The sequence below is a fragment of the Providencia sp. genome, assembly GCF_052096715.1.
Taxonomy (GTDB): Bacteria; Pseudomonadota; Gammaproteobacteria; order Enterobacterales; family Enterobacteriaceae; genus Providencia.
In genome coordinates this window covers 215635-239565 of record NZ_JBQDNB010000002.1, presented here as the reverse complement: position 1 = coordinate 239565, position 23931 = coordinate 215635, and the positions used below count along the sequence as shown (strand labels likewise).

Below are 23931 nucleotides of genomic sequence, written 5' to 3'. Positions count from 1 at the left end.
TTTAAATCCCTTTTTAAAAGTGTAACTATTACCCTGTAGGAAAGAAAGCTATAACAATATGAAAAATAAACAAGTTAAGTGATATGCATCACAAAATACAGGGAAGGGAAATTACAAAACTTATAAATGTGATTTCTATCCTGATAAATATAATTTTAATTAAAAGGTAATCCGATATGTGGACTCGACTAGAACCCTACAAATCGTCTCTTATTCTACTCTTTGCTCTTATCCTTGGGGGATTACTTGGTATTTATACCCCAACATTTGCTATCCAACTGCAACCAGTGGGACAAATATTTCTTAATCTACTATTTATGATCATTGTTCCGTTAGTTGGGATCAGTGTGATGTCATCAATTGCTGGAATGACCGACCTTAAACGCTTGGGTCGAATAATTGGTATTATTTTTATTGTCTCTATAGCCATGGCACTTATCCCAGCGGCGGGTATCGTTGCATTAGCGTTATGGTATAACCCAGCGCAAGGCGTCACGATTGATCTTCCTAAGTCTGTAAATGCAGGCGCGGGAAATATGGATTTTGTCAGCATGATAACGACCAGTGACTTTGTCGGTCTATTTTCTAAGTCAAATATCTTAGCGCTTATCATGATTTCCATTATTGCAGGTATCGCAATTGGTCAATCTGCTGATGCAGGTAAGCGTATCGCTGCATTTCTTGATGATGCCAATACTATTGTGATGAAGATAGTCTCAATTATTATGAAAGTCGCACCTGTTGGGTTGGGCTGTTATTTTGCGGCGACTATGGCAAGTCAGGACGCGGCGCTATTAATGACATTTGCTCGTGCTATTGGGTTATTTATGGTTGCGACCCTAATTTACTATGTTTTTGGCTCTATTTTTTACTCGTGGATTGGTGGTGGTATACCGGGTGTGAAAGCATTCTGGCGTAATGCGATTGAACCTTCTGCGACTGCATTGGGAACTTGTTCTTCTTTAGGAACATTACCCGTGACTATCCGCGCAGGAAAAGCGATGGGAATTAATCCTGAGATTGTGGATGTTTCAATTCCCTTGCTTGTTAATCTAAATAAAGGCGGCGTAGCAATGATTGCAGCGCTAAAAATTGTCTTTATTTATTCGGTATTAGGTCTGCCATTTACGACAGAAACTTTCTTTTTGGCCATGTTAATCGCAGTACTATCCGCCATTATCGTAGGGGGCGTACCTGGTGGCGCATTCCTTGGGGAAATATTTATTGTGACAACATTAGGTTTGCCAATGGAAGCGATCCCGATATTAGTGGTTCTCGGTACGATCACCGATGCGCCAGCTACACTGATTAACGTTATTCATGATTTAAATGCAGCTCAGATAGTTGAGCGCTTTGCAGGGAAAAAATCAGCAAATTCGAATATTCATGACCTATCAGTTTCAGAAAACGTAACTGAATAAGCTATTCAAACATAATGAATTAAAAGGTAAATTTAATGAAAGAGAACTTGAACATTGAAACTCAGTTAGTGACTGCTGGGCGAGAAAAACGCTATACACAAGGTTCGGTTAATGCGGTTATTCAACGTGCATCATCATTAGTTTTTGATACCGTAAAAGATAAGAAATTTGCAACAGCAAATCGGGCAAATGGCGAATTATTTTATGGACGCAGAGGTACTCTTACACACTTTTCATTCCAAAAAGCGATGGTCGATTTGGAAGGTGGTGTTGGTTGCGCCCTTTATCCATGCGGTGCAGCGGCAGTGACAAATGCAATTCTTTCATTTGTGGCAAGCGGTGACCATATCTTGATGACGGGAAGTGCATATGAGCCTACACAAGATTTTTGTAATAAGATCCTTAGCAAATATAATGTATCAACAACGTATTATGAACCAATGATCGGCGCAGGAATTGCTTCACTCATTCAACCAAATACAAAAGTTGTTTTTCTGGAGTCGCCAAGTTCTATTACGATGGAAGTACAAGATGTTCCGGGAATGATAAAGGCGATTCGTGCCGTTAATCCTGAAATTGTAATTATGTTAGATAATACTTGGGCAGCAGGAATATTATTTCGAGCATTAGATTTCGGGGTTGATATTTCTATTCAAGCTGGCACTAAATACACGATTGGGCATTCTGATGCGATGTTAGGTACAGCCGTCTCTAACGAGCGTTGTTGGGAACGATTACGTGAAAATTCGTATCTGATGGGACAAACTCTCGATGCCGATACAGCTTATATGGGAAGCCGTGGTTTACGTACACTTTCAGTTAGATTAAAACAACATGAGATAAGTAGTATTGCGATTGCTAAATGGTTAGCTGACCGCCCTGAAGTTGCGAGAGTGAATCATCCTGCATTAGAACAATGCCCTGGGCATGAATTTTATTGTCGTGATTTTTCTGGTTGTTCAGGTTTGTTTTCTTTTGTTCTTAAAAAACGCCTGTCCGATGAACAGATGTCTGCTTTTTTGGATAATTTTACCTTGTTCCATATGGCATACTCATGGGGTGGCTTTGAATCATTGATTTTAGCTAATCAACCCGAAGAATTAAATGAGATCCGCCCAGTCAGCAATGTGGACTTCACCGGTACGTTAGTTCGAGTTCATATTGGCCTTGAAAATATAGATGATTTAATCGCTGATCTTGATGCAGGTTTTGCTCGAATTAGTTAATTGAAGTCTGATAGATAGAATTAACCTAAAATTACATGTCTATTAATGGCTAGAGAACATAATTGTTTATCTAGCCATTTTTTTAGTAAACATTTCCTTTCCTTCAATGTACTCATTAATTAAATGATTGTGATGTAACTATCATTTATTCACTAAAGAAATCATTTGAACAAAAGTACTAACTTAAATGTGCTAACGTGAAATAGCGCTGTGCATTATTGCGTTCAACAATAAAACGGTTCTTACTTCATATCAATATGAGGTAAGTCGATGGAACGATAGATAAATTTTATCTACTGGAGGTAAAATGAAGTTCAAGATTTGTTTACTTGCTGCATTATTTACGACAAGTGCGGCTTTTGCCGCTGACACAACTGTCGTATTAAAAGAAGCGACCACAACTGGAGAGGGTAAAGCAATCGGTGAAGTCGTTATCTCTGAAACTGAATATGGATTATTGTTCACCCCGAAAATAACTGGGCTACAAGCAGGTATTCATGGTTTTCATATTCATGCCAACCCAAGTTGTGAACCGGGTGAAAAAGAGGGCAAAATAGTGCCTGCATTAAAAGCTGGTGGTCATATGGATCCTGAGAAAACAGGTGTGCATAAAGGTCCTTATGATAATAGCGGCCATTTAGGCGATTTACCGGGCTTAGTGGCAGATGCTAAAGGTAATGCGGATTATGCGGTTCTCGCACCACGGTTAAAGTCGCTTAATGATGTGAGAAATCATGCATTAATGGTACATGTTGGCGGTGATAATTATTCAGACAATCCTGAAGTACTCGGTGGTGGGGGGGCGAGGATGGCCTGTGGGATAATCAAATAATTACTCTTCATACTTCGCGCTGTGGCGGTGTTGGCTGCACTCGGCTACTTGGGTCACATACTTTTGTATGCTCCCCGAGCTATCCTCGCTCGCCGCCTTGCCACAGCACGAATTATTTAGAGTAATATTCTACTAGTTTCTACTGAATTAAATAGGTAACTCCATTTTCCATTTTTTAAGAAAAGTTAGAGCCTTATAGTCAATATTTACCAAATACGGATACGTTGTTCAGGCTCTAAATAGAGTTGGTTGTTTTTATCAACACCGAAGGTTTGGTACCAATCATCGATGTTGCGGACAACGCCATTTGCACGAAACTGATTTGGGCTGTGCGGGTCGGTTAAGATTTTATTACGTTCTGACTCTTTGTTTGACAGTTCTTGCCATGTTCTCGCCCATGAAATAAAGAAGCGTTGTAATCCAGTAGTTCCGTCAATGATAGGGGCTTCGCCATTTGGGTAGTTTTCTTTGACAAACTGTTTGTAGGCACTTAATGCAATATTAAGCCCACCTAAGTCACCAATGTTTTCGCCTAACGTTAGCTGCCCATTGACTTTTTGCCCATCTACATCAAAAGCATTGAATTGGTCGACGAGTTTGTCAGTTTTTTGTTTAAAATGCGTTTTGGCACTTTCACTCCACCAGTTACGCAATTGGCCCGTACCATCATATAAACTACCTTGATCATCAAATCCATGCCCCATTTCATGACCAATAACTGCGCCAATAGCGCCATAGTTATAGGCTGGGTCAACGTTAGGATCAAAAAACGGTGCTTGTAAGATCGCCGCAGGGAAAACGATTTCATTTTGTACTGGATTGAAATAAGCGTTAACGGTTTGTGGTGTCATTCCCCATTCCCATTTGCGAACTGGTTTACCTATTTTGCTGATGGCGTCTTTGTAAGACCATTCATTCACTTGTTTGTAATTACCAAGTAAATCATCTTGTTTGAGATTAATACTATCAAAGTTGTTCCATTGATCTGGGTATCCTACTTTTACAGTAAATTGGTCTAATTTTTTGAGTGCTTCTTGTCGAGTCGCGTCATCCATCCAGTCATTAACTTTCAGACGTGAATTGAATGTTCCTCTCACATAACTGACCAGATCTTTAATTTTTTCTTTTGATTTCGGATCAAAATACTGTTCAACATAGATTTGCCCTAAAGGTTCACCTTGCAGGGCGTTAACTGTTTGTAACGCACGTTCCTGACGGGTACGTTGTTTTTCTATCCCATTGAGTTTTTTCGAGTAAAAATCAAAATTGGCATCAACAAATTGTTGGTTTAAATAACGGGCATTACTGCTAACATATTGGAAAATTAGATAGTCTTTTAGTACCGATATTGGTGTTTGCGCATAAATTTGTGCTGTCTTTTCTACAGCCGTATCGGTTTCTACGACAATTTTTTCTAATTGTTTATCTGAAAGTTGCCAATGATTAATGAAGTTTTCCCATGCAAAACCTTTAGTGAATGCTTTCATTTCTGGCAAGGTCATTGCGTGATAATTTTTGAGGGTATCACGGCGTTCTTCTGGGCTCCATTGTACTTTAGCTATTGATTTTTCGAGGTCAAATATTTGCTGCGCTTTCTTATCGACATCTTTTTCTCCCGCTAATTTTAAAATAGTTTCAATGTAGGCAATATAGCTTTTACGGATTGCTTCCATTTGCGGGGTATCATCAAGATAGTAGTTACGATTTGGTAACCCTAAGCTACCTTGACCGATATAAAGAACATAAGTATCAGGTGATTTTGCATCTAAATCGACCCAATAGGAAATGAGTGAGTTATATGCGGGTAAGGTCATTAAACGGCTTATATCATTATGATCTTTTGCTTGCTTAATTGCGTCTAAGTCGCTTTTTATCGGCGAGATATTCGCTTTTTCAATCGCATCTTCATTTAAATAACTTAAATATAAATTTCGAATATTACGTTGGTTATGGCTAAGAGCGCTTTCTGGTAAGGCTTGTAACTGTTCAATAATTGCCTGTGTTTGTTTTTCGGTATTGAGATACAAATCAACGAAGGAGTTAATACGAGGCATACCTGTAGGTATTTTTGCTTTTTTTATCCAATCCTCATTAACATAACGATAAAAATCATTTCCTGGTTGAATCGAATCAGATAGCACAATTTTTTGTTGACCGTATGAAACTTCTTTTGCATACAAATTAGATGCAAGGGAAACAGTTGATATGCCAATAAGTAAAGCCAATACGTTGATACGCATGCATAAACCTCTCTTTATTAAGGATTTGTATATTCACCTTTAAGTTGTAAAAGCTAAGGTGAATCTAACAACATAATATTTTTATTATTCAATCATACTTCAGAAAAAATTTAATTCTACTTTGCAAAATCTTACGTCGGCTGATGATTTTGTATGACTTAGATGAAATTTTATCATCATGCTATTTATTCTTATCTAAATAATGATATATTAGTTATATAGAACATAATCTATATTTCTTTTAGTTATAACTAATATTTTTTAGCTATAGCGATTGGCAAGTCGCTTTGTAAGAGGTAGACCTAAAAATGAAATTGCAGCAATTGCGTTATATTGTTGAAGTCGTCAATCACGACTTGAATGTCTCCTCTACAGCCGAAGGATTATTCACTTCACAGCCGGGGATCAGTAAACAGGTTCGTATGCTTGAAGATGAGCTTGGTATTCAAATATTTGCTCGTAGTGGTAAACATTTAACACATGTCACTCCCGCAGGTGAAGAGGTAGTTCGTATATCAAGGGAAGTTTTGTCTAAAATTGATGCGATACGCTCAGTAGCGGGGGAACATACTTACCCAGATAGAGGCAGCCTTAGCATTGCAACTACGCATACACAAGCTCGTTATGCATTACCTCCGGTGATTAAAGGGTTTATTGAGCGTTACCCTAATGTCTCTTTACATATGCAGCAAGGGACGCCAACACAGATAGCAGAAGAAGTGTGCAAAGGTAATAGTGATTTTGCAATCGCAACAGAAGCATTACACCTTTATAGCGATTTGATCATGTTACCTTGCTACCACTGGAACCGTTGTGTGGTCGTACAAAAAGATCATCCATTAGCCACCAAAAAGAACGTGACTATTGAAGATATCGCACAATATCAAATTGTGACCTATACCCACGGTTTTACAGGTCGTTCAGAACTGGATATTGCATTTCAAAAAATAGGATTAGAGCCAAAAATAATTTTTACTGCAACGGATGCTGATGTGATTAAAACCTATGTTCGGTTAGGGCTTGGTATTGGGATTATCGCAAGTATGGCAGTTGATCCCGTTAATGATAGTGATTTAGTTATTATTGATATGCGTGATAAATTCAGTTATAGCACTACAAAAATAGGATTCAAAAAAACCAGTTTCTTACGTAGCTACATGTATGATTTTATGTGGCGTTTTGCACCGCATTTAACCCGAGATGTGGTAGATAAAGCAGTTGCATTGCGAAATAATGAAGATATAGAAGCGTTTTTTAAAGATATAAAACTCCCTATAATTTGATTTTCTTTGCCTTTTAGCCCATAGCGTTGTTGGCTTCAAACATAAACCCTAGTCACGTAGTTATCTACGCTCCTAGGGATTTGTGTTTTTGCCGCCTAGTTATGGGCTAAAATGCTTTGAAAATAATTTAAATGTACATTGTTCAAAAATTAAAAATCAAATTTAAATCCCTTCGAAATGTAATGATAAAGGTGGTTATTTGCCTTAAGTTCACATCTTAGCCTAAATTATCCTACACTAAAGTGTGTTTCATTGTGTATTTGGCACGAAATCAATAAATGAAATTTTTTGAGCAACTATGATTAAAAGAGGTTTATAAAAAATAATGGTGATTGACGTGTGGTATTGCCATCGTCATAAAAAACCAAGGAGGAGTTATGTCGTTGAATCTAAAAACACAAAGTGCAGCGGTGCTCGATATTGGAAACAAGCAATATAATTACTTTAGTTTAGCACTTGCCGAAAAAAAGTTAGGTGATGGAGCTCGGTTACCTAAATCCCTCAAAGTTCTACTCGAAAATCTATTACGTAATATTGATGGTAAGTCAGTGGTTGAACAGGACTTACAAGCCATTATTGATTGGCAAAAAGAAGCCCATGCAGAAAGAGAAATCGCCTACCGACCTGCGCGGGTTCTCATGCAAGATTTTACAGGTGTACCTGCTGTAGTGGATCTCGCGGCAATGCGAGAAGCGGTTAAGTCATTGGGTGGAAATGTTAACCAAGTTAATCCCTTATCACCAGTAGACCTTGTTATCGACCATTCCGTGATGGTGGATGAATTTGGGTCAAAAAATGCATTTGGGGAAAACGTTGAAATAGAAATGCAACGTAACCATGAACGTTACTTATTTTTACGCTGGGGTCAAAAAGCGTTTAATCGTTTTAGAGTTGTTCCACCGGGAACCGGTATTTGCCATCAAGTTAACCTTGAATATTTAGGTAAAACGGTGTGGCATGAAGAAACCGACGGTAAGTTATATGCTTATCCAGATACTTTAGTGGGAACCGACTCACATACCACGATGATTAATGGATTAGGCGTACTTGGCTGGGGTGTTGGTGGTATTGAAGCTGAGGCCGCAATGCTAGGTCAGCCGGTATCGATGCTAATTCCAGATGTGGTTGGATTTAAATTAATCGGTAAGTTGCCCGAAGGTATAACGGCAACGGATTTAGTGTTAACTGTCACGCAAATGCTGCGAAAACACGGTGTCGTTGGTAAATTTGTTGAATTTTATGGTGATGGATTAGCTGATTTACCATTGGCTGATAGAGCAACTATCGCCAATATGGCCCCAGAATATGGTGCAACCTGTGGATTCTTCCCTGTGGATGACGTGACACTTGCCTATATGAGATTAACGGGTCGCAGTGAAGATGATATTGCGCTGGTGGAGCTTTACAGTAAAGTGCAGGGACTTTGGCGCCATCAAGGGGATGAGCCCATATTTACCAGCTCATTAGAATTGGATATGTCTACCGTAGAATCTAGCCTTGCAGGCCCAAAACGCCCACAAGATAGAGTCGAACTGAGCCAAGTTCCAGTCGCATTTCGCGGTGCGGTTGAATTAGAAGTGAATAAAAAAGATAGAAACGCACATCCAACGGTTAATTATAAAAATCAATCCTTTGAATTAACCGATGGTGCAGTTGTGATTGCCGCTATTACATCTTGTACCAATACTTCGAACCCAAGTGTTTTAATGGCCGCAGGGCTTTTAGCGCAAAAAGCGGTTGAAAAAGGGTTATCGCGTAAGCCATGGGTGAAATCATCTTTGGCACCGGGCTCTAAAGTTGTTACTGATTATCTCGCCTTAGCCGGATTAACGCCTTATCTTGATAAATTAGGTTTTAACCTAGTGGGTTATGGATGTACTACCTGTATAGGTAACTCAGGGCCATTACCAACACCAATTGAAGATGCGATAAAACAAACCGACTTGACAGTAGGAGCTGTATTATCGGGTAACCGTAATTTTGAAGGCCGAATCCATCCATTAGTCAAAACCAACTGGTTAGCTTCACCACCTTTAGTTGTTGCTTATGCGCTTGCAGGTAATATGAATATCAATCTTAAAGTAGAGCCTTTAGGAGTAGATAAACAAGGTAATGATGTTTATCTCAAAGATATTTGGCCAACAAGTGCAGAAATTGCTTTAGCGGTTGAAAAAGTGAAAACGGATATGTTCCGTAAAGAATATAGCGCAGTTTTTGATGGTGATGATGCATGGCGTTCATTAGAAGTTGAAAGTTCATCAACCTATCATTGGCAAGCTGATTCTACTTATATTCGTCATCCGCCATTTTTTGAAAATATGCGTGCAGTCCCTGATGTGATTGAAGATATTCAAGGGGCAAGTATTTTAGCCATTTTGGGTGATTCGGTCACGACTGACCATATCTCGCCGGCGGGTAACATTAAAAAAGACAGCCCAGCGGGACGTTATCTCCAAGAGCATGGTGTGAATTCTGCTGATTTTAACTCTTATGGTTCACGTCGTGGTAACCATGAAGTGATGATGCGCGGTACATTTGCTAACATTCGTATCCGTAATGAAATGGTGCCGGGTGTTGAGGGGGGATATACATTACATATTCCAACAGGTAAGCAAATGGCAATCTATGATGCGGCTATGTTGTATCAGCAAGAAAAACGACCATTAGCGATTATTGCGGGTAAAGAATATGGTTCAGGCTCTAGTCGTGACTGGGCTGCGAAAGGAACCAATTTACTGGGCGTTAGGGTGGTAATAACGGAATCTTATGAGCGTATTCACCGTTCTAATCTTATTGGTATGGGCGTGATTCCCCTTGAATTTACTCATGGGATGACACGTAAAACATTAGGTTTGAAAGGCGATGAAAGAATCGATGTGGCATCGTTGCAATCATTGACACCAGGGCAAGATATCATCGTTAGAATTACTTATGGAAACGGTGATATTAAAGAAATAACCACTCGTTGTCGTATTGATACGGCAACAGAAATGGAATATTACCGTCATGGCGGAATATTGCATTATGTGATTAGACAAATGCTTCATTAGCACCAAAGTGTAAACGCCTGCATGAACTTACATCGCAGGCGTTTTTTATTTCATATTGCTTGATGAATATTGTTTTTTCTCAATATTTTAATGTTGTTTCTAAGTTATGGTGATAGCAGTTGTTTGAGTTGTTGGGAGAAATGAATTAAACCTGTTGAACATCAAATATTGTACTTTTAGTGCTTTATGTGAAGTTAACCATGAACCAGTTTGTTTTTTTTGATTACATTTACGATATATAGCTTGTAGTCTGATTTAATGAAGTAACAGCATCTATTGAAAATAACGTAAAGGAAATAAATATGGCAGAGATCCATGAAATTGATTTTTATAAAGGTGCTTTATGGGCAGCAGATATTCTTGTAAGTACTTCCCATTGTGTGGGAGCGAATGATGAAGTCCGAGATATTTTAGAACATATTCCCAATTTATATTCCATTGTGATGCAAACGCCAGAAACTGAAGTCCACGATTTACGATTATATGCCGATAAAGAATTTCCATTAGGAATGAATGCTGATTATTCCTCAATCTCAATTGCCCCCCTAAAAGATTTCTTCGAAATTTTTCCTATGTTAGATCAAAGCATTGATAGCATTGCCGCTGAAGTTGATTCATGGGGAGTGATAGCAAAAACATCAGCGGGTAAATCAGATTTACTTATTGCAGGCTTATTAACTGAGGAATCAGCTCAAGTATATGCGCAGTCATTATCTAAACAGCTTGAATTACAGCGTAAAAAATAAAAAAAAGAATATAAACCATACTAGTTATGTATGAAGTTTAGTCATAAGTGCCCAAAAACCCAGTCACTGTATTTACGTACAGTGGTTGGGTTTTTTTATTAGCTTTATATTACTTTTTTGTTTGGTCGCTTCACTTCTTTTCCGGATAAGTCAGTTATTTTCCGAATAAATCATTGCTTTTCATAGTAAGTAAATTGTCTTGTATCCATTAGGTGAATATTCTCCTTGTGCAATATATTTTTGCGGAAAAATTATTTATTTTATAAAGGAAATTAATACTATGATAAGTCAAGCAAGTCGTTTTGTTGCTGCATTTAACAAGCTGGAAAGTTCTGATAAAGTGTCTAAAAAGCCACTCAATGAACTCAGTAAACTCGTTAACAACATTGAAAAAATAGTGAATAGTTCTGAAGCTAAAAGTTTAACATTTGCTGGAACTAAGTCGTTAGAATCACGTTTCAATGCACTCGATATTAAATTAAATAAACAAAATTCAGGAATGCTAAAAGAAAAAAGTACAAAATTAGAAAGTATTAAACAGTCATTTTTAAAATCATTGAGTAAAATTGAAGGTAACGAGCTAGCAAATGAAAAAAGAACCTTAACCAAAGAGTTGTCATTGAGTAGCACTGCCTTAACAGATGTTCAGCAAAATTTGAAGCAGATTGAAAACAAAGTAAAAGATAATGATAACAATTTGAAAATTTGCAGTGACCCTTCGGAGTCTGCCAAATTATTGAAAAGTTTCAAAGAAAAGAATAGCTCGATTGATAATCAAATTACTCAGAAAAAATCAGAAGGTAGTGATAAAATTAAAAAAATGGATGACCAGATTAAGAATGTAAAAAGCAATTTATTAGGTCAGATAAAGCAAATAGCTGGTGATAAATTTTCCGGTATTAAAGAGGACTTACGTAAGGCTGAGGCTGGAAAAATTTTTGAGTCTGATAAAAATGGTTTAGGGGCTACTTCGTGGAAAGCTCATATTAATGATAGTAGCTATGCAATGGAAAAGTTTGGCTTTAAACTTGTTAGCGGGCACCGCGAATACTCTAGTAAAGGCAAAGAACTAAATTCTACTGCATCGAAATTTAATGAATTAGTGAAGAACTATTTAGATCCATCATCTACAGTAAATAACCTGAAAATGGAAAAACAAAAGTTCACTGCAAAGTTAGATAACCAACTAACTGAGTTGGAAAATAATAAAAAGTTCACTTCAGTAGATGATCTTAAAAATGAAATTAAGGTATTTGAACAAGATAAAATAGTACTGAATGAGTCTAAGTTAGAAAATCAAAAAAATATTAGAATGTTAGAGTCGAAGATTCAACGTTTAGATGAAAAATTAACCGAAAATAGTAAAAAGCAAAATGATTTAACTAAATTTATGGGCAAGTAAAATTTAGTTATAAGCGTTGAATTGTATATGGCCGCATGAATATATTGGCGGCCATATACATTAAAATTGGAAATTATAAAATTTTATCTTCAGCAAGTTGCAATGCAAAATAAGTAAAGATGAGGTCAGCACCCGCTCGTTTAATTGAGCCTAATGTTTCAAGTGTTACTCGAGTCTCATCGATAGCACCAGCTTGAGCTGCAAATTTAATTTGCGCATATTCACCACTGACTTGATAAGCCCCAATGGGTAATTGTGTACATTCACGTAAATCACGAATGATATCAAGATACGCACCCGCGGGTTTAACCATCAATGCATCAGCGCCTTCTTGTACATCAATTAATGATTCGCGAATAGCTTCACGGCGGTTCATTGGATTCATTTGATAGGTTTTTCTATCACCTTTAAGACAAGAACCTGCGGCATCACGGAATGGGCCATAAAGTGCTGAGGCAAATTTAGTGGAGTAAGACATGATAGCGGTATCTGTAAAACCCGCGGTATCAAGAGCATGGCGAATTGCTGCAATTTGTCCATCCATTGCTGCGGATGGCGCAATGAAATCAGCCCCTGCGCGCGCTGCGGCAACAGCTTGTAAACCGAGATTATGAATAGTGGTGTCGTTATCAACGATATCACCATGCATTACGCCGCAATGTCCATGAGAGGTATATTCACAAAAACATGTATCTGACATGACAATCATTTCAGGAACTGTGTCTTTACATATACGTGACATACGTGAAACTAGGCCATTTTCATGCCATGCATCACTCCCTGTTTCATCAAGGTGATGCGAAACACCAAATGTCATTACGGATTTAATGCCTGCGTTGGCAATGCGTTCAATTTCATAAGCCAAACGCTTTTCAGGGATGCGCATGACGCCCGGCATACTTTTAATTGGCATATAATCATCGAGTTGTTCTTCAACAAAAATAGGCAAACACAAGTCATTTAGTGATAGGTGAGTTTCTTGAAATAGGGCGCGAAATTGTTCATTTTTACGCAATCTTCTCATGCGCTGAATGGAATGCAGGTTATTCACAATATCTCCTTGCAGTATGAAAAATAGGTATAATTGGCAGCAATTATTGACATATTTATCAAGGTAATAATATTGCAGACAGTATAAACCTTATAAAAAGAATGTGAATATGACAATGCGTAAATGTCTAACATTTGATTGTTATAATCGGATATATAAATAAGGCGTAATTGGAGGAAGGAAGCGCGGGGGCGCACTTCCTTTAGATACGATTATTGATGCTTAAATAACAAATGACCCATTTTTTCAGCTTTGACATCAAGGTAGTGCGCATTGCTAGGATTACGTCCAACAATTAAAGGTACGCGTTCTACAACATTAATTCCGGCTTCACGCATGATATCAATTTTCTGCGGGTTATTGGTCAATAAACGAACTTCATTTATGCCTAATAGTTTATACATGTCAGAACAAAGCGTAAAATCACGCTCATCGGCTTTAAAACCCAGTTTGAGATTAGCTTCTACGGTATCAAAACCCTGATCTTGTAATGCATAGGCACGAATTTTATTGAGTAGGCCAATATTCCTACCTTCTTGACGATGGTAAAGAAGAACACCTCGACCTTCTTTGCTAATCTGAGAGAGTGCGGCTTCTAATTGAAATCCACAATCACAACGTAAGCTGAATAATGCATCACCCGTTAAGCATTCAGAATGAATACGACTAAGAATAGGCACAGAGCCGGTAATATCACCAAAAACTAGTGCTACGTGATCATGACCTGTGGCGATTTCTTCAAAGCCAACCATCAGAAATTCGCCAAATGGAGTGGGTAATTTTGCTTCGGCTACGCGTTTTAGCTGCATATTTTCATTCATTAGTTAAAGTAACTCTTGCTTAATTATTAACGTTAATCGATATAAACTACATTGAGTTTAAAATATCGATACTCTATAACGTTTAGCATATAGAGGCTGACACCTTTGCACACTGCCAGCGGTATATTACTATAGCAGAGTTAAGGAAGAGTGAATGTAATATTTATGTATAGGAAATAACTTATCTGTATGGAATACATGAGATGAAAAAAAACGTTTATATTGTTACCTGTTTTGCTGTGTTGTTGTTAATTCCACCGATTATATTAATGATGATAGGATGGAATTGGTCACCTGAAAATCAGCCAAAATCGATGAAGTGGATACTTTGGCTAACCGATACGGCAGGCGCACCTTATAGCATTGTTACTTCTCTCATTTTCGTTTCTATCACATTATTTGTGTTCCGTTCACAACGTCATTTATTCGTTAAATTGATCGCTATTATGATTTTTTGCATATTAGCCATGCAGGGTCTTAAGTCGATACTTAAAAGTTATTTTCAAGAGCCTAGACCCTATATTGTTTGGATAGAACAACAATATGATATTTCAAATTCAGAATTTTATGATTTAACACGGCTACAACGTGCAGAGCTAGTTCAAACAACGGTGAACCAAAATGAAAACGTTCCAAACTGGCAGCTTGCGCATTGGCAATCAGAAACTGGTTACTCATTTCCTTCTGGGCATATGTTATTTGCTGCTGGTTGGGCATTGCTACTGATAGGGCTGTTATGGCAACGTCGCCAATATACATTTTGTTTATTTTTAGCTATTTGGGCAGAAGGAATTGGATTTAGTCGTATGATTTTGGGGATGCACTGGCCAATAGATATAATTGTTTCTATTATTATTAGCGGTTGTTTTGCCATTTTTGGGTATGCATTATTCGATTATAAACTCTCAAATAAGATGGTTGATCGTGATTGCAATTAGAGACTGAAAATAGGTGTTTTATTTTAGTTAAAGTAGTTTGTATAAAATAAATTACTTTGTCTGAATGCGCCGGAAATGCTACCTTATCAGGTAGATATTTTAGGATCATAAGAACTGACAACGGGAACAAATGTGAAATATTTTCTGATTTTATTACTAGCGGTCGCTTTTTTTATCATTTCGATTAAGCTGGGCTCAAGCAATTATAAGGTAAATAAATTTAAATAACTGATAGCAAAAGGGGATTTTTCTTTATCATCTCTGCTTGCATTACTTTTTGGTGTCGGTTTTGTGCTTGGTTGGCTAATCTGTGCAGTCTTTTATTTACGCACTGTTGTAAGTCTTAAAAATGCACGACGTAAAATTAAACGTTTAGAGTCACAATTAGAGGTTGGAGATAAAAAAACTTCAGAGTCAACCTCGATAGTGACAGCTCAGGATAAGGAATAGTCCTGTATGTTTGAGTTGCTGTTTCTGTTGCTACCTGTTGCCGCAGCATACGGTTGGTACATGGGGCGTAGAAGCGTTCAACAAGATAAGCAGCAACATGCGAATCGCTTGTCACGTGATTACGTAACAGGCGTGAATTTTCTATTATCCAATCAACAAGATAAAGCGGTTGATCTATTTTTGGATATGTTGAAAGAAGATAGCTCTGCTTTTGAAGCCCATCTCACTTTAGGTAATTTATTTCGCTCTCGCGGCGAAGTTGAACGCGCAATTCGAATTCACCAGTCGCTGGTGGAAAGTGCCTCTCTTTCATTTGAACAACGACTTTTAGCAACTCAGCAGTTAGGTCGAGATTATATGACTGCTGGAGTTTATGACCGTGCTGAGAATATGTTTCAACAACTTACTGATGAAATCGATTTCAAACAAAGTGCATTACAATCTTTACTAAGTATTTATCAGTTAACCAGTGATTGGAGCAAAGCGATAGATGTTGCGGGTAAACTAGTCAAGCTAGGTAACGATGAGCTACGTGAACAAATTGCCCATTTTTACTGTGAACTTGCGACTCAGCAACTCGGTAGTGATGATCTTGATGATGCTCTGAATTTACTTAATAAAGCGGCTCAAGCGGATAAAAATTGTGCGCGGGTTTCAATTATGAAAGGGCGCATTTTTATTGAACAAGCTAACTTTGAAAAAGCAATTAATGTTTTAAAGCAAGTTTACGAACAAGATCGTGAACTTGTCGCAGAGGCTTTACCTCTTCTTTATGACTGCTACCAACATACTGGCGATTCTGATGAGTGGGAAGATTACTTACGTCAATGTGTTGCAGGCAATTCAGGTGCGATTGCCCAACTGTATTTGGCTGATATCATCGCAGAAAAACAAAATCGAGAAGCGGCTGCCAGTTACGTTAATGATCAAATACAACGTCATCCAACCATGCGCTTATTTTATCGTTTGATGGATTACCACCTCCAAGAAGCAGAAGATGGTCGGGCGAAAGAAAGTTTGATTTTATTGCGTAAAATGGTTGGTGAGCAAATTAAAACAAAACCTGATTATCGCTGTCATAAATGCGGATTTACCTCACATTCACTCTATTGGCATTGTCCATCTTGTCGCTCTTGGGACACTATCAAGCCAATAAGAGGATTAGATGGTCAGTGACAACGTCACCTTTTCAATTATTACAACTCAATTAAAGGCTATGAAATGATTTCCTCAACTGAGAACCAGACCTGCGTAATGACGCATTCGCCTGTCATTGTTGCGCTTGATTACGATGATGCAAATGCGGCGTTAGCCTTTGTTGATCGTCTTGACCCACGTGATTGCCGTCTAAAAGTGGGTAAAGAGATGTTTACTTTCAATGGTCCTCAATTCGTTAAGTCACTTCATGAGCGTGGATTTGATGTTTTCCTTGATTTAAAATTCCATGATATTCCAAATACGGTTGCTCGAGCTGTCGCAGCATCTGCTGAAATGGGGGTGTGGATGGTGAATGTGCATGCTAGTGGTGGTGCTCGTATGATGGAAGCTGCGCGTAATTCACTGGAAGTCTATGGCAAGGATGCACCATTATTAACAGCTGTAACTGTGCTGACTAGCATGGATGAGTCTGATCTTATTGGCGTTGGTATTAATGCAACCCCCGCGGAACATGCAGAACGTCTTGCTCTACTTACCAAACAATGTGGTCTTGATGGTGTCGTCTGTTCAGCCCATGAAGCTATTCGTCTAAAAGATTTATGTGGCAACGATTTTAAATTAGTCACGCCTGGTATTCGCCCATTAGGCAGTGATATTGGCGATCAACGCCGTATTATGACGCCACAAGATGCGGTAAAAGCAGGGGTTGATTATATGGTCATTGGTCGTCCCATTACGCGTAGTGATAACCCAACTTTGACGTTGCAACAAATTAATCAGTCAATCAAGGGGTTATAATGAATGACTCAAATAGCCGTTTAGTTTATAGCACTGATGTTGGTCGTATTGAAGAAGAGAAAATTGAATCAGAAAGACCAAAAGGTGATGGCATTGTTAGGATTCGTCGTGAAACATCAGGACGAAAAGGTAAAGGTGTATGCGTTGTGACTGGCCTTGATCTTGATGATAATGCACTTAGTTTACTCGCCGCTGAATTAAAAAAGAAGTGTGGTTGTGGCGGTGCAGTTAAAGACGGTAATATTGAGATCCAAGGTGAAAAGCGTGACTTTATCAAGCAACTTCTTGAAGCCAAAGGATTTAAAGTTAAATTAGCTGGTGGTTGATTCGCTAATTAATCCAGTAGCATTGAAAAGTAAGGGGAAATCAAATGTTTCCCCTTATTATTGAATCTGAGCCCAGCTGGCTATGGTCTATTTGACCTGCCGACCAATAATACCACCAACCGCTGCACCACCGATCGTTCCTAGTGGACTACCATCAGTGAGTATTGCCCCACCAACTGCACCTACGCCAGCGCCGATTGTCGTATGTTTATCTCGTTTCGACATGTTTGAGCATGCGCCCACACTGATAGCGATAGTCGTTACAATAACAAAAGATAGAATGCGTTTGCTTAGAGTATTCATTTTATTGATCCTTAAATTCAAATTATTACATGTTTAAAATATCATGGTCGTTGATTTAACAAATAAGAATAATCAGGAATAAATATCAATAAATGTAGATTTTTTAACGTTAAATGCGATTTTTGTGTTAAGGCTAAAAAATAAAAGACTACTGACGATTTTGTCAGCAGTCTTTAGATAATAGCACAATTGTTACTATGCCGCAGGGCGAGCAACGATATTTCGAGTTTCCATACGAACTTCGGCAATATTGACATCAATGATGTCGTTAAGCTGATAAGCTTTTTCACCTTTAATCAGAACACACCCAGTTTCTTGGCTGCATTGAACTTCATCGCGTACGCTATGAAGGAATGGCGCAGGGATGAAAGCGACCGCACCATTGCCAGTCAGTCTGACTCGAATACCGCCACGGGTAATATCAATAATTTCAGCAGGAAATTTTTTATCAGTACCTTCAAATGGCTTCAAGAATCGGGAATATAACCAATCTCCAACGTCTCGTTCAGCCATACGGTTAGCTCGGCGACGCTCAGCCAGTTTAAGTGACAGTTCTTCATTCGGCTTATTGGTTGATGGTTTACCGGCAATAATGGACTTTAACAGGCGGTGGTTGACAATATCGGTATATTTACGAATTGGAGATGTCCATGTTGCATAAGCATTAAATCCTAAGCCAAAATGTGGGCCTGGATCGGCTTTAATTTCTGCAAATGTCTGATAACGGCGAATACGGTTATCTAAAAATTGGGTAGGTTGTGAATCTAATTGAAGGCGTAATTGGCGGAATCCTTCAAGTGAAAGTAGTGACTCCGCTGTTGTTTCAATACCGTTATCTTTAAGGGTTTGAACTACTTGATCAATTTGTAATGGGTCAAAGCCCATATGTACGTTAAAGACACCAAAACCTAATTTATTTTTTAATACAGACGCAGCGCACAGATTTGACGTTATCATGGCTTCTTCGACAATGCGATTAGCACTACGACGGCTTTCTGAAACGATGTCAACGACATCACCTTTATCATCTAACACAAAGCGGTAATCCGGTCTGTCTTTAAACACGAGTGCATGATCATCACGCCACTGTAGGCGTTTATCTGCCATCTCTTTTAATAACAGAATTTGTTGCTTGTCGCTTTCATTCTTTGGCTGCCAACTACCTGTATTTTCTAGCCAATCAGAAAGTTCATCATAAACTAGCTTAGATTTTGACTCTACCCATGCACTGAAAAATTCAATATTTTCAGAAATAGAACCATCTTGGTGGATCAAGGCAACACAAACTAAGGCTGGCCGACGCTCATTTGGACGTAAGGAACATAGATTGTCAGATAATATGCGCGGTAGCATCGGGATATTAAAACCCGGTAAATAGTTAGTGAAAGAGCGGGAAAGGGCGAGTTTATCGAGCTCACTTCCTTCGCTGATATAGCTAGTTGGGTCAGCAATGGCGATAAATAATTTTAAATCGCCGTTTTCAGTTTTTTCAATATAAAGCGCATCATCCATATCTTCAGTGCTTGCACTATCAATAGTTACAAAATGCAGCTCAGTTAAATCAACACGTTCAATACCCTGATCATCACGTTCACAGTCAACCATTTGTGGTTCATCACGGTCTAATTGGTGACGGCGTAACGTTACCCACCAAGGAGCAAAATGGTCAGCGCCATCAGTAATGTATTCAGTGATGTCTGCATAAAATGCCTTATCACCTTTTAAGGGATGGCGACGCATTTGTGCGACGGCCCAGTCATCTTGTTTGAATTGATGTGTAATTCCATCTATTGGGCGACAGGAAATAGCGTCTTTTAATAAAGGATGATCGGGGATAATAAATAATCGATTGTCGTTTTCTTTTTTCTGAATTTTACCGACAAAACGTTCAAGAAAAGGTTCTACAAGCTCTTCTGGCTCTACAAATTCACGGTCTTTATCTGTATGTACGGAGGCAATAACGCGGTCACCATGCATGACTTTTTTCATCTGCGGAGGTGGGATAAAGTAACTTTTTTGTCCATCAACTTCTAAAAAACCGAAACCTTTTTCAGTACCTTTAACTAGGCCTTCAACTCGGGGGGTTTGGGCATGTAATTTTTGTTTAAGCTGTGCGAGCAATGGGTTATCTTGAAACATACTTACCATTTATTTTGTGAGGTTGAGTTTGACTCTATTGTTACGTAAGACAAAGTATTAGGGCAAGAAAAAAATGCGCTTTTAACCATATCTGAGAGCTAATAGGAATTAACTAAAGGTTAATAACGATTAGCTGAGAGTCAAATTTATTAATTTTCAGGATATACTTTGTCTTTGAATTCGCATAAATCTTCGATAATACAAGAGCCGCAACGCGGTTTTCGCGCAATGCAAGTATATCTGCCATGTAGTATAAACCAATGATGACAATCAACTTTAAACTCTGCTGGGACGACTTTTAATAACTTATCTTCGACTTCAACGACATTTTTACCTGATGCGAAATTGGTACGATTACAAACTCTAAAAATATGCGTATCAACAGCAATTGTTGGCCAACCAAATGCAGTATTCAGTACTACATTGGCTGTTTTACGACCAACACCCGGTAAAGCTTCAAGCGCTTCACGGTCTTCTGGAACTTGGCTATTATGTTTTTCAATTAAAATTTTACAGGTTTTAAAAACACTTTCAGCTTTAGTATTAAATAAGCCAATGGTTTTTATATATGATTTTATGCCATCGACACCCAGAGCCATGAGCTTTTCTGGGGTATTTGCAACAGGATATAATTTTGCGGTTGCTTTATTAACACTGACATCAGTTGCTTGCGCTGAAAGCAATACCGCAATAAGTAACTCAAAAGGGGAGTTAAATTTTAACTCCGTTGTTGGATGAGGATTGTTATCGCGTAGGCGAGTTAGAATCTCAAGGCGTTTTGATTTATTCATTGCTCACATAATATTAATTTAAGAAATATGACTACCGCACCCTTGTTGTTTTTCATATTCGCGGGCTGGTTGTTGATCCAGTTTCAGGGCGGCTCTTTTTTTCATTTTTTCATCTATCAAATACTTACAGGCTAACATTAAGGCTAAGCCAATAAATGCACCTGGGGGCAGCATAGCGAGTAAAAATGGTGAGTCAAGGTGTAAGACTTCAATTCTTATGGATTTAGCCCATGATCCTAGTAATAAATCGGCACCATCAAATAGGGTTCCATTGCCTAAAATTTCACGCATTGCGCCAAGCACAAAAAGTGCAGCGGTAGCACCAAGTCCCATTGCTAAGCCATCTATCGCAGATAAATGGACAGGATTTCGTGACGCATAAGCTTCGGCGCGCCCAATGACGATACAGTTTGTAACGATAAGAGGGATAAATATTCCAAGTGATTCATATAAGCCAAAGGCATAGGCATTAATAAGCATTTGAACAGCACTAACAACCGAAGCGATGATCATAACATAAATTGGGATACGTATTTCTGCCGGAACCCAGCGGCGAAAGGCAGAGATAGCGACATTAGTACAAATTAGAACTAACGTCGTGGCTAATCCAAGCCCCAATGCGTTGGTTGCTGTTGAAGAAACCGCTAATAATGGGCATAAACCCAATAATTGCACTAGAGCAGAGTTATTTTTCCATAACCCTTGAACCATCAGATCTTTCGATTCACTCATTATTATTCATCCCCGCAAATAGGGTAACTCGATAATTCTTGCTGTATATGTTGCATAAATACAGCGGTACGTTTTGTGGCATTAACAACCGCTCTGGGGGTTATCGTTGCGCCAGTGAATTGGTCGAATTCACCACCATCTTTTTTTACTGCCCATTTAGGGTCGTTATCGGATTCCATTTTTTTACCACTAAAATGGGTTATCCAATCAGAAATACGTGTTTCAATTTTATCACCAAGACCTGGTGTTTCATGATGCTCAGTCACTCGGACTCCTAGTACCGTACCTTTGAAATCCGCACCAACTAAAAGATGAATAGCACCTGAATAACCGTCGCGAGCGGTACTTTCTAATGCGGCTGCAACGGGTTCACCATTTTTTCGGGCTATGTAAAGCCGTCTTGGTAGTTTATTACCTAAAACAGATTCATTGGTGACAAGATAACACTCTTTGGCCAAATCATTATCATATAGCTCAGATGGCACGACTTGATCGAGTAATTTCTTTTGTACGAGAGCTGCTTGTTCCGCAATAGTTTCTTTAGTCAAAGTATAGACTGCGGCACTTAGTGCGGTAGTTCCCGCAGCAAATAGTGCTAAAATTGTACTATGGCGTCGCATCGTATTTAACATATTGGTTTCCTACTTATGTCCATGTCCGTACGCGCGAGGCTGCGTATAGTAGTCAATTAATGGCACTGTAATATTGGCCAATAATACCGCAAAGGCGACGGCATCTGGATATCCACCATAAACGCGTATTACCCAGACTAAAAATCCAATCATGATACCAAATATAATTCGGCCCTTAGGTGTCGTTGAGGCGGTGACTGGGTCGGTTGCGATAAAAAATGCTCCAAGCATCGTTGCGCCTGATAACAATTGAACTAAAGGTTGCGAATAACGGCCATCATCAATTAACCAACTGATGATAGAGAAAAATGCTAAAGTGCCGATAAATGCGACAGGGATCTGCCAGCTAATAATACGGCGGTTAAGCATAATCAAACCACCAATAAGATAAGCAATATTGACCCATTGCCAACCTATACCAGCAAGAGACCCTTGCAAAATAGGTTGCTGTAATACTTCAGATATAGAGTGGGTTAATAAACCTGTTTTAAAACTATCTAAAGGTGTTGCTTGGCTCATGCCATCGACACCCATCCGTAACTGCTCTAAAGTAACTCCAGTGGGAGTATGACCACTCATAATGACAGATAAGCTATCCATTGCAGAAATAGAAAGCGTTTGTAATTCTTGTGGGGGTAACCAGTTAGTCATTTGGACGGGAAATGAAATAAGTAAGACAACATAACCAACCATTGCCGGATTAAATGGATTTTGCCCTAATCCACCATAACACTGTTTGGCAATAATAATGGCAAATACAGTACCGAGTACAATAAGCCACCAAGGTGCTAATGGCGGTAAACTTACGCCAAGTAATAAGGCAGTTACAATCGCTGAATTATCTTTCAGTACGGGAAGTATAGGTTGTTTGCGTAAGCGAATTGCAATAGCTTCTGTTATAGTCGCCGTCACCATCGCTAAAATAATTTGATAAAGTGTACCGATACCAAAAAAATAGGTTTGAACAGCAATACCGGGGATTGCTGCAAGTAAAACCCAGAACATTATCTGACTGGTACTTTGCCTATCATGAGTAAATGGGGCACTAGCTATTTTTAATCGGCGATTTTTCGCATCAAGTGGCCTAAATTTCATCTTTTATCACTTACTCTGTAGTTGTCTGTTCATTTTGTTTCTGAGTTTGCTTCGCTTTCACGCGGGCAATTGCTGCAGCTACTGCAATTTTACGGGGATCAGTTTCTTCTTCAATTGGCATCTGCGCGGCAGGAGCTAGTTCATCTTCAATCGTCACTTGTGTCGCTAATTCCGTTTGTGCTTGGGCTAGTTTTTTGGCTTTTGCACGTGCAATCGCAGCTGCGACTGCCGCTTTGCGTGGGTCAACTTCCGTTTCGGTTGATGTTGTCACTGTTTCCGTGGCTATCGATTCAGGTTGAGATTGCTCTTGTGCCGCTTTTTTGGCTTTTGCACGCGCAATCGCTGCTGCGACCGCCGCTTTACGCGGGTCAACTTCCGTTTCGGTTGATGTTGTCACTGTTTCTGTGGCTATCGATTCAGGTTGAGATTGCCCTTGTGCCGCTTTTTTGGCTTTTGCACGTGCAATCGCAGCTGCGACTGCCGCTTTGCGTGGGTCA

Annotated in this window: 20 protein-coding genes and 2 pseudogenes; 12 read left to right on the top strand and 10 right to left on the bottom strand. The window is 38.9% G+C overall.

Annotated elements, in window-relative coordinates; translation table 11 throughout:
* The first annotated feature begins 176 nt into the window (after nt 1-176).
* The 3 genes from ACTH6U_RS02880 (at nt 177) to sodC (ending at nt 3479) form a co-directional block, all read left to right on the top strand.
* Complete coding sequence (locus tag ACTH6U_RS02880; protein WP_294106119.1) at nt 177-1421, top strand: dicarboxylate/amino acid:cation symporter; 1245 nt, start codon at nt 177-179, stop codon at nt 1419-1421.
* Between the two features lie 35 nt (nt 1422-1456).
* Nucleotides 1457-2647 (top strand): cystathionine beta-lyase, encoded by a 1191-nt coding sequence (gene metC / locus ACTH6U_RS02875; protein WP_441831551.1) that lies wholly within the window; start codon nt 1457-1459, stop codon nt 2645-2647.
* A 307-nt stretch (nt 2648-2954) separates the two neighbouring features.
* Nucleotides 2955-3479, top strand: a complete 525-nt coding sequence (gene sodC / locus ACTH6U_RS02870; RefSeq protein WP_441831550.1) for a superoxide dismutase [Cu-Zn] SodC — start codon at nt 2955-2957, stop codon at nt 3477-3479.
* 206 nt (nt 3480-3685) lie between these two features.
* Here the strand turns inward: sodC and ACTH6U_RS02865 are convergent, their stop codons facing one another.
* Nucleotides 3686-5719 carry a M13 family metallopeptidase gene (locus ACTH6U_RS02865; protein ID WP_441831549.1) on the bottom strand — a complete coding sequence of 678 codons (2034 nt, stop codon included), beginning with the start codon at nt 5717-5719 and terminating at the stop codon, nt 3686-3688.
* 308 nt (nt 5720-6027) lie between these two features.
* Here ACTH6U_RS02865 and cysB point away from each other — a divergent pair, with 308 nt between their 5' ends.
* The 4 genes from cysB (at nt 6028) to ACTH6U_RS02845 (ending at nt 12200) form a co-directional block, all read left to right on the top strand.
* Nucleotides 6028-7002 (top strand): HTH-type transcriptional regulator CysB, encoded by a 975-nt coding sequence (gene cysB / locus ACTH6U_RS02860; RefSeq protein WP_336430048.1) that lies wholly within the window; start codon nt 6028-6030, stop codon nt 7000-7002.
* Nucleotides 7003-7379: 377 nt separating this feature from the next.
* On the top strand, nt 7380-10052 hold the full coding sequence (gene acnA / locus ACTH6U_RS02855) for an aconitate hydratase AcnA (RefSeq protein WP_441831548.1): 2673 nt from the start codon (nt 7380-7382) through the stop codon (nt 10050-10052).
* Between the two features lie 302 nt (nt 10053-10354).
* Nucleotides 10355-10798: a hypothetical protein gene (locus tag ACTH6U_RS02850; protein WP_294106134.1), complete on the top strand. Its 444-nt coding sequence runs from the start codon at nt 10355-10357 to the stop codon at nt 10796-10798.
* A 280-nt stretch (nt 10799-11078) separates the two neighbouring features.
* On the top strand, nt 11079-12200 hold the full coding sequence (locus tag ACTH6U_RS02845; RefSeq protein WP_441831547.1) for a hypothetical protein: 1122 nt from the start codon (nt 11079-11081) through the stop codon (nt 12198-12200).
* Nucleotides 12201-12273: 73 nt separating this feature from the next.
* Here ACTH6U_RS02845 and hemB read toward each other — a convergent pair whose 3' ends face one another.
* Nucleotides 12274-13251, bottom strand: a complete 978-nt coding sequence (gene hemB / locus ACTH6U_RS02840) for a porphobilinogen synthase (protein WP_294106139.1) — start codon at nt 13249-13251, stop codon at nt 12274-12276.
* A gap of 212 nt (nt 13252-13463) precedes the next feature.
* A complete protein-coding gene (ribA, locus tag ACTH6U_RS02835) occupies nt 13464-14060 on the bottom strand; it encodes a GTP cyclohydrolase II (protein WP_294106199.1) in 597 nt (198 codons plus the stop codon).
* Between the two features lie 215 nt (nt 14061-14275).
* On the opposite strand from ribA, the gene pgpB reads away from it, so the two are divergent.
* The 5 genes and pseudogenes from pgpB (at nt 14276) to yciH (ending at nt 17742) form a co-directional block, all read left to right on the top strand.
* Nucleotides 14276-15010, top strand: a complete 735-nt coding sequence (gene pgpB / locus ACTH6U_RS02830) for a phosphatidylglycerophosphatase B (RefSeq protein ID WP_441831546.1) — start codon at nt 14276-14278, stop codon at nt 15008-15010.
* Nucleotides 15011-15142: 132 nt separating this feature from the next.
* A pseudogene (locus tag ACTH6U_RS02825) lies at nt 15143-15460 on the top strand (LapA family protein).
* A gap of 6 nt (nt 15461-15466) precedes the next feature.
* Entirely contained in the window at nt 15467-16636 is a 1170-nt protein-coding gene (lapB, locus tag ACTH6U_RS02820; RefSeq protein ID WP_336430066.1) for a lipopolysaccharide assembly protein LapB, read from the top strand.
* Between the two features lie 45 nt (nt 16637-16681).
* On the top strand, nt 16682-17416 hold the full coding sequence (gene pyrF / locus ACTH6U_RS02815; RefSeq protein WP_294106201.1) for an orotidine-5'-phosphate decarboxylase: 735 nt from the start codon (nt 16682-16684) through the stop codon (nt 17414-17416).
* Nucleotides 17416-17742 (top strand): stress response translation initiation inhibitor YciH, encoded by a 327-nt coding sequence (yciH, locus tag ACTH6U_RS02810; protein ID WP_441831545.1) that lies wholly within the window; start codon nt 17416-17418, stop codon nt 17740-17742. Before pyrF ends, yciH begins: the two co-directional genes overlap by 1 nt.
* A gap of 87 nt (nt 17743-17829) precedes the next feature.
* On the opposite strand, the gene osmB is transcribed toward yciH, so the two are convergent.
* From osmB to ACTH6U_RS02775, 7 genes and pseudogenes are all read right to left on the bottom strand, one after another.
* Nucleotides 17830-18045 (bottom strand): osmotically-inducible lipoprotein OsmB, encoded by a 216-nt coding sequence (gene osmB, locus ACTH6U_RS02805; protein ID WP_294106150.1) that lies wholly within the window; start codon nt 18043-18045, stop codon nt 17830-17832.
* Between the two features lie 195 nt (nt 18046-18240).
* Nucleotides 18241-20184: an exoribonuclease II gene (locus ACTH6U_RS02800; protein WP_441831544.1), complete on the bottom strand. Its 1944-nt coding sequence runs from the start codon at nt 20182-20184 to the stop codon at nt 18241-18243.
* Nucleotides 20185-20333: 149 nt separating this feature from the next.
* Nucleotides 20334-20975, bottom strand: coding sequence for an endonuclease III (nth, locus tag ACTH6U_RS02795; RefSeq protein ID WP_294106155.1), 642 nt, complete (start codon nt 20973-20975; stop codon nt 20334-20336).
* Nucleotides 20976-20993: 18 nt separating this feature from the next.
* Nucleotides 20994-21707 carry an electron transport complex subunit E gene (locus ACTH6U_RS02790; protein WP_294106158.1) on the bottom strand — a complete coding sequence of 238 codons (714 nt, stop codon included), beginning with the start codon at nt 21705-21707 and terminating at the stop codon, nt 20994-20996.
* Between the two features lie 2 nt (nt 21708-21709).
* Complete coding sequence (rsxG, locus tag ACTH6U_RS02785; protein ID WP_294106161.1) at nt 21710-22339, bottom strand: electron transport complex subunit RsxG; 630 nt, start codon at nt 22337-22339, stop codon at nt 21710-21712.
* A gap of 9 nt (nt 22340-22348) precedes the next feature.
* Nucleotides 22349-23434, bottom strand: coding sequence for an electron transport complex subunit RsxD (gene rsxD / locus ACTH6U_RS02780; RefSeq protein WP_441831543.1), 1086 nt, complete (start codon nt 23432-23434; stop codon nt 22349-22351).
* 10 nt (nt 23435-23444) lie between these two features.
* Nucleotides 23445-23931, bottom strand: a pseudogene (locus ACTH6U_RS02775) (electron transport complex subunit RsxC); the annotation flags it as partial.

Coding starts and splice junctions, on each gene's coding strand:
- ACTH6U_RS02845 (WP_441831547.1), top strand. CDS start 11,079: ATGATAAGTCAAGCAAGTCGTTTTGTTGCTGCATTTAACAAGCTGGAA.
- ACTH6U_RS02880 (WP_294106119.1), top strand. CDS start 177: ATGTGGACTCGACTAGAACCCTACAAATCGTCTCTTATTCTACTCTTT.
- pgpB (WP_441831546.1), top strand. CDS start 14,276: ATGAAAAAAAACGTTTATATTGTTACCTGTTTTGCTGTGTTGTTGTTA.
- ACTH6U_RS02850 (WP_294106134.1), top strand. CDS start 10,355: ATGGCAGAGATCCATGAAATTGATTTTTATAAAGGTGCTTTATGGGCA.
- rsxG (WP_294106161.1), bottom strand. CDS start 22,339: ATGTTAAATACGATGCGACGCCATAGTACAATTTTAGCACTATTTGCT.
- osmB (WP_294106150.1), bottom strand. CDS start 18,045: ATGAATACTCTAAGCAAACGCATTCTATCTTTTGTTATTGTAACGACT.
- ribA (WP_294106199.1), bottom strand. CDS start 14,060: ATGCAGCTAAAACGCGTAGCCGAAGCAAAATTACCCACTCCATTTGGC.
- ACTH6U_RS02800 (WP_441831544.1), bottom strand. CDS start 20,184: ATGTTTCAAGATAACCCATTGCTCGCACAGCTTAAACAAAAATTACAT.
- cysB (WP_336430048.1), top strand. CDS start 6,028: ATGAAATTGCAGCAATTGCGTTATATTGTTGAAGTCGTCAATCACGAC.
- acnA (WP_441831548.1), top strand. CDS start 7,380: ATGTCGTTGAATCTAAAAACACAAAGTGCAGCGGTGCTCGATATTGGA.
- nth (WP_294106155.1), bottom strand. CDS start 20,975: ATGAATAAATCAAAACGCCTTGAGATTCTAACTCGCCTACGCGATAAC.
- sodC (WP_441831550.1), top strand. CDS start 2,955: ATGAAGTTCAAGATTTGTTTACTTGCTGCATTATTTACGACAAGTGCG.
- lapB (WP_336430066.1), top strand. CDS start 15,467: ATGTTTGAGTTGCTGTTTCTGTTGCTACCTGTTGCCGCAGCATACGGT.
- ACTH6U_RS02790 (WP_294106158.1), bottom strand. CDS start 21,707: ATGAGTGAATCGAAAGATCTGATGGTTCAAGGGTTATGGAAAAATAAC.
- rsxD (WP_441831543.1), bottom strand. CDS start 23,434: ATGAAATTTAGGCCACTTGATGCGAAAAATCGCCGATTAAAAATAGCT.
- ACTH6U_RS02865 (WP_441831549.1), bottom strand. CDS start 5,719: ATGCGTATCAACGTATTGGCTTTACTTATTGGCATATCAACTGTTTCC.
- yciH (WP_441831545.1), top strand. CDS start 17,416: ATGAATGACTCAAATAGCCGTTTAGTTTATAGCACTGATGTTGGTCGT.
- metC (WP_441831551.1), top strand. CDS start 1,457: ATGAAAGAGAACTTGAACATTGAAACTCAGTTAGTGACTGCTGGGCGA.
- pyrF (WP_294106201.1), top strand. CDS start 16,682: ATGATTTCCTCAACTGAGAACCAGACCTGCGTAATGACGCATTCGCCT.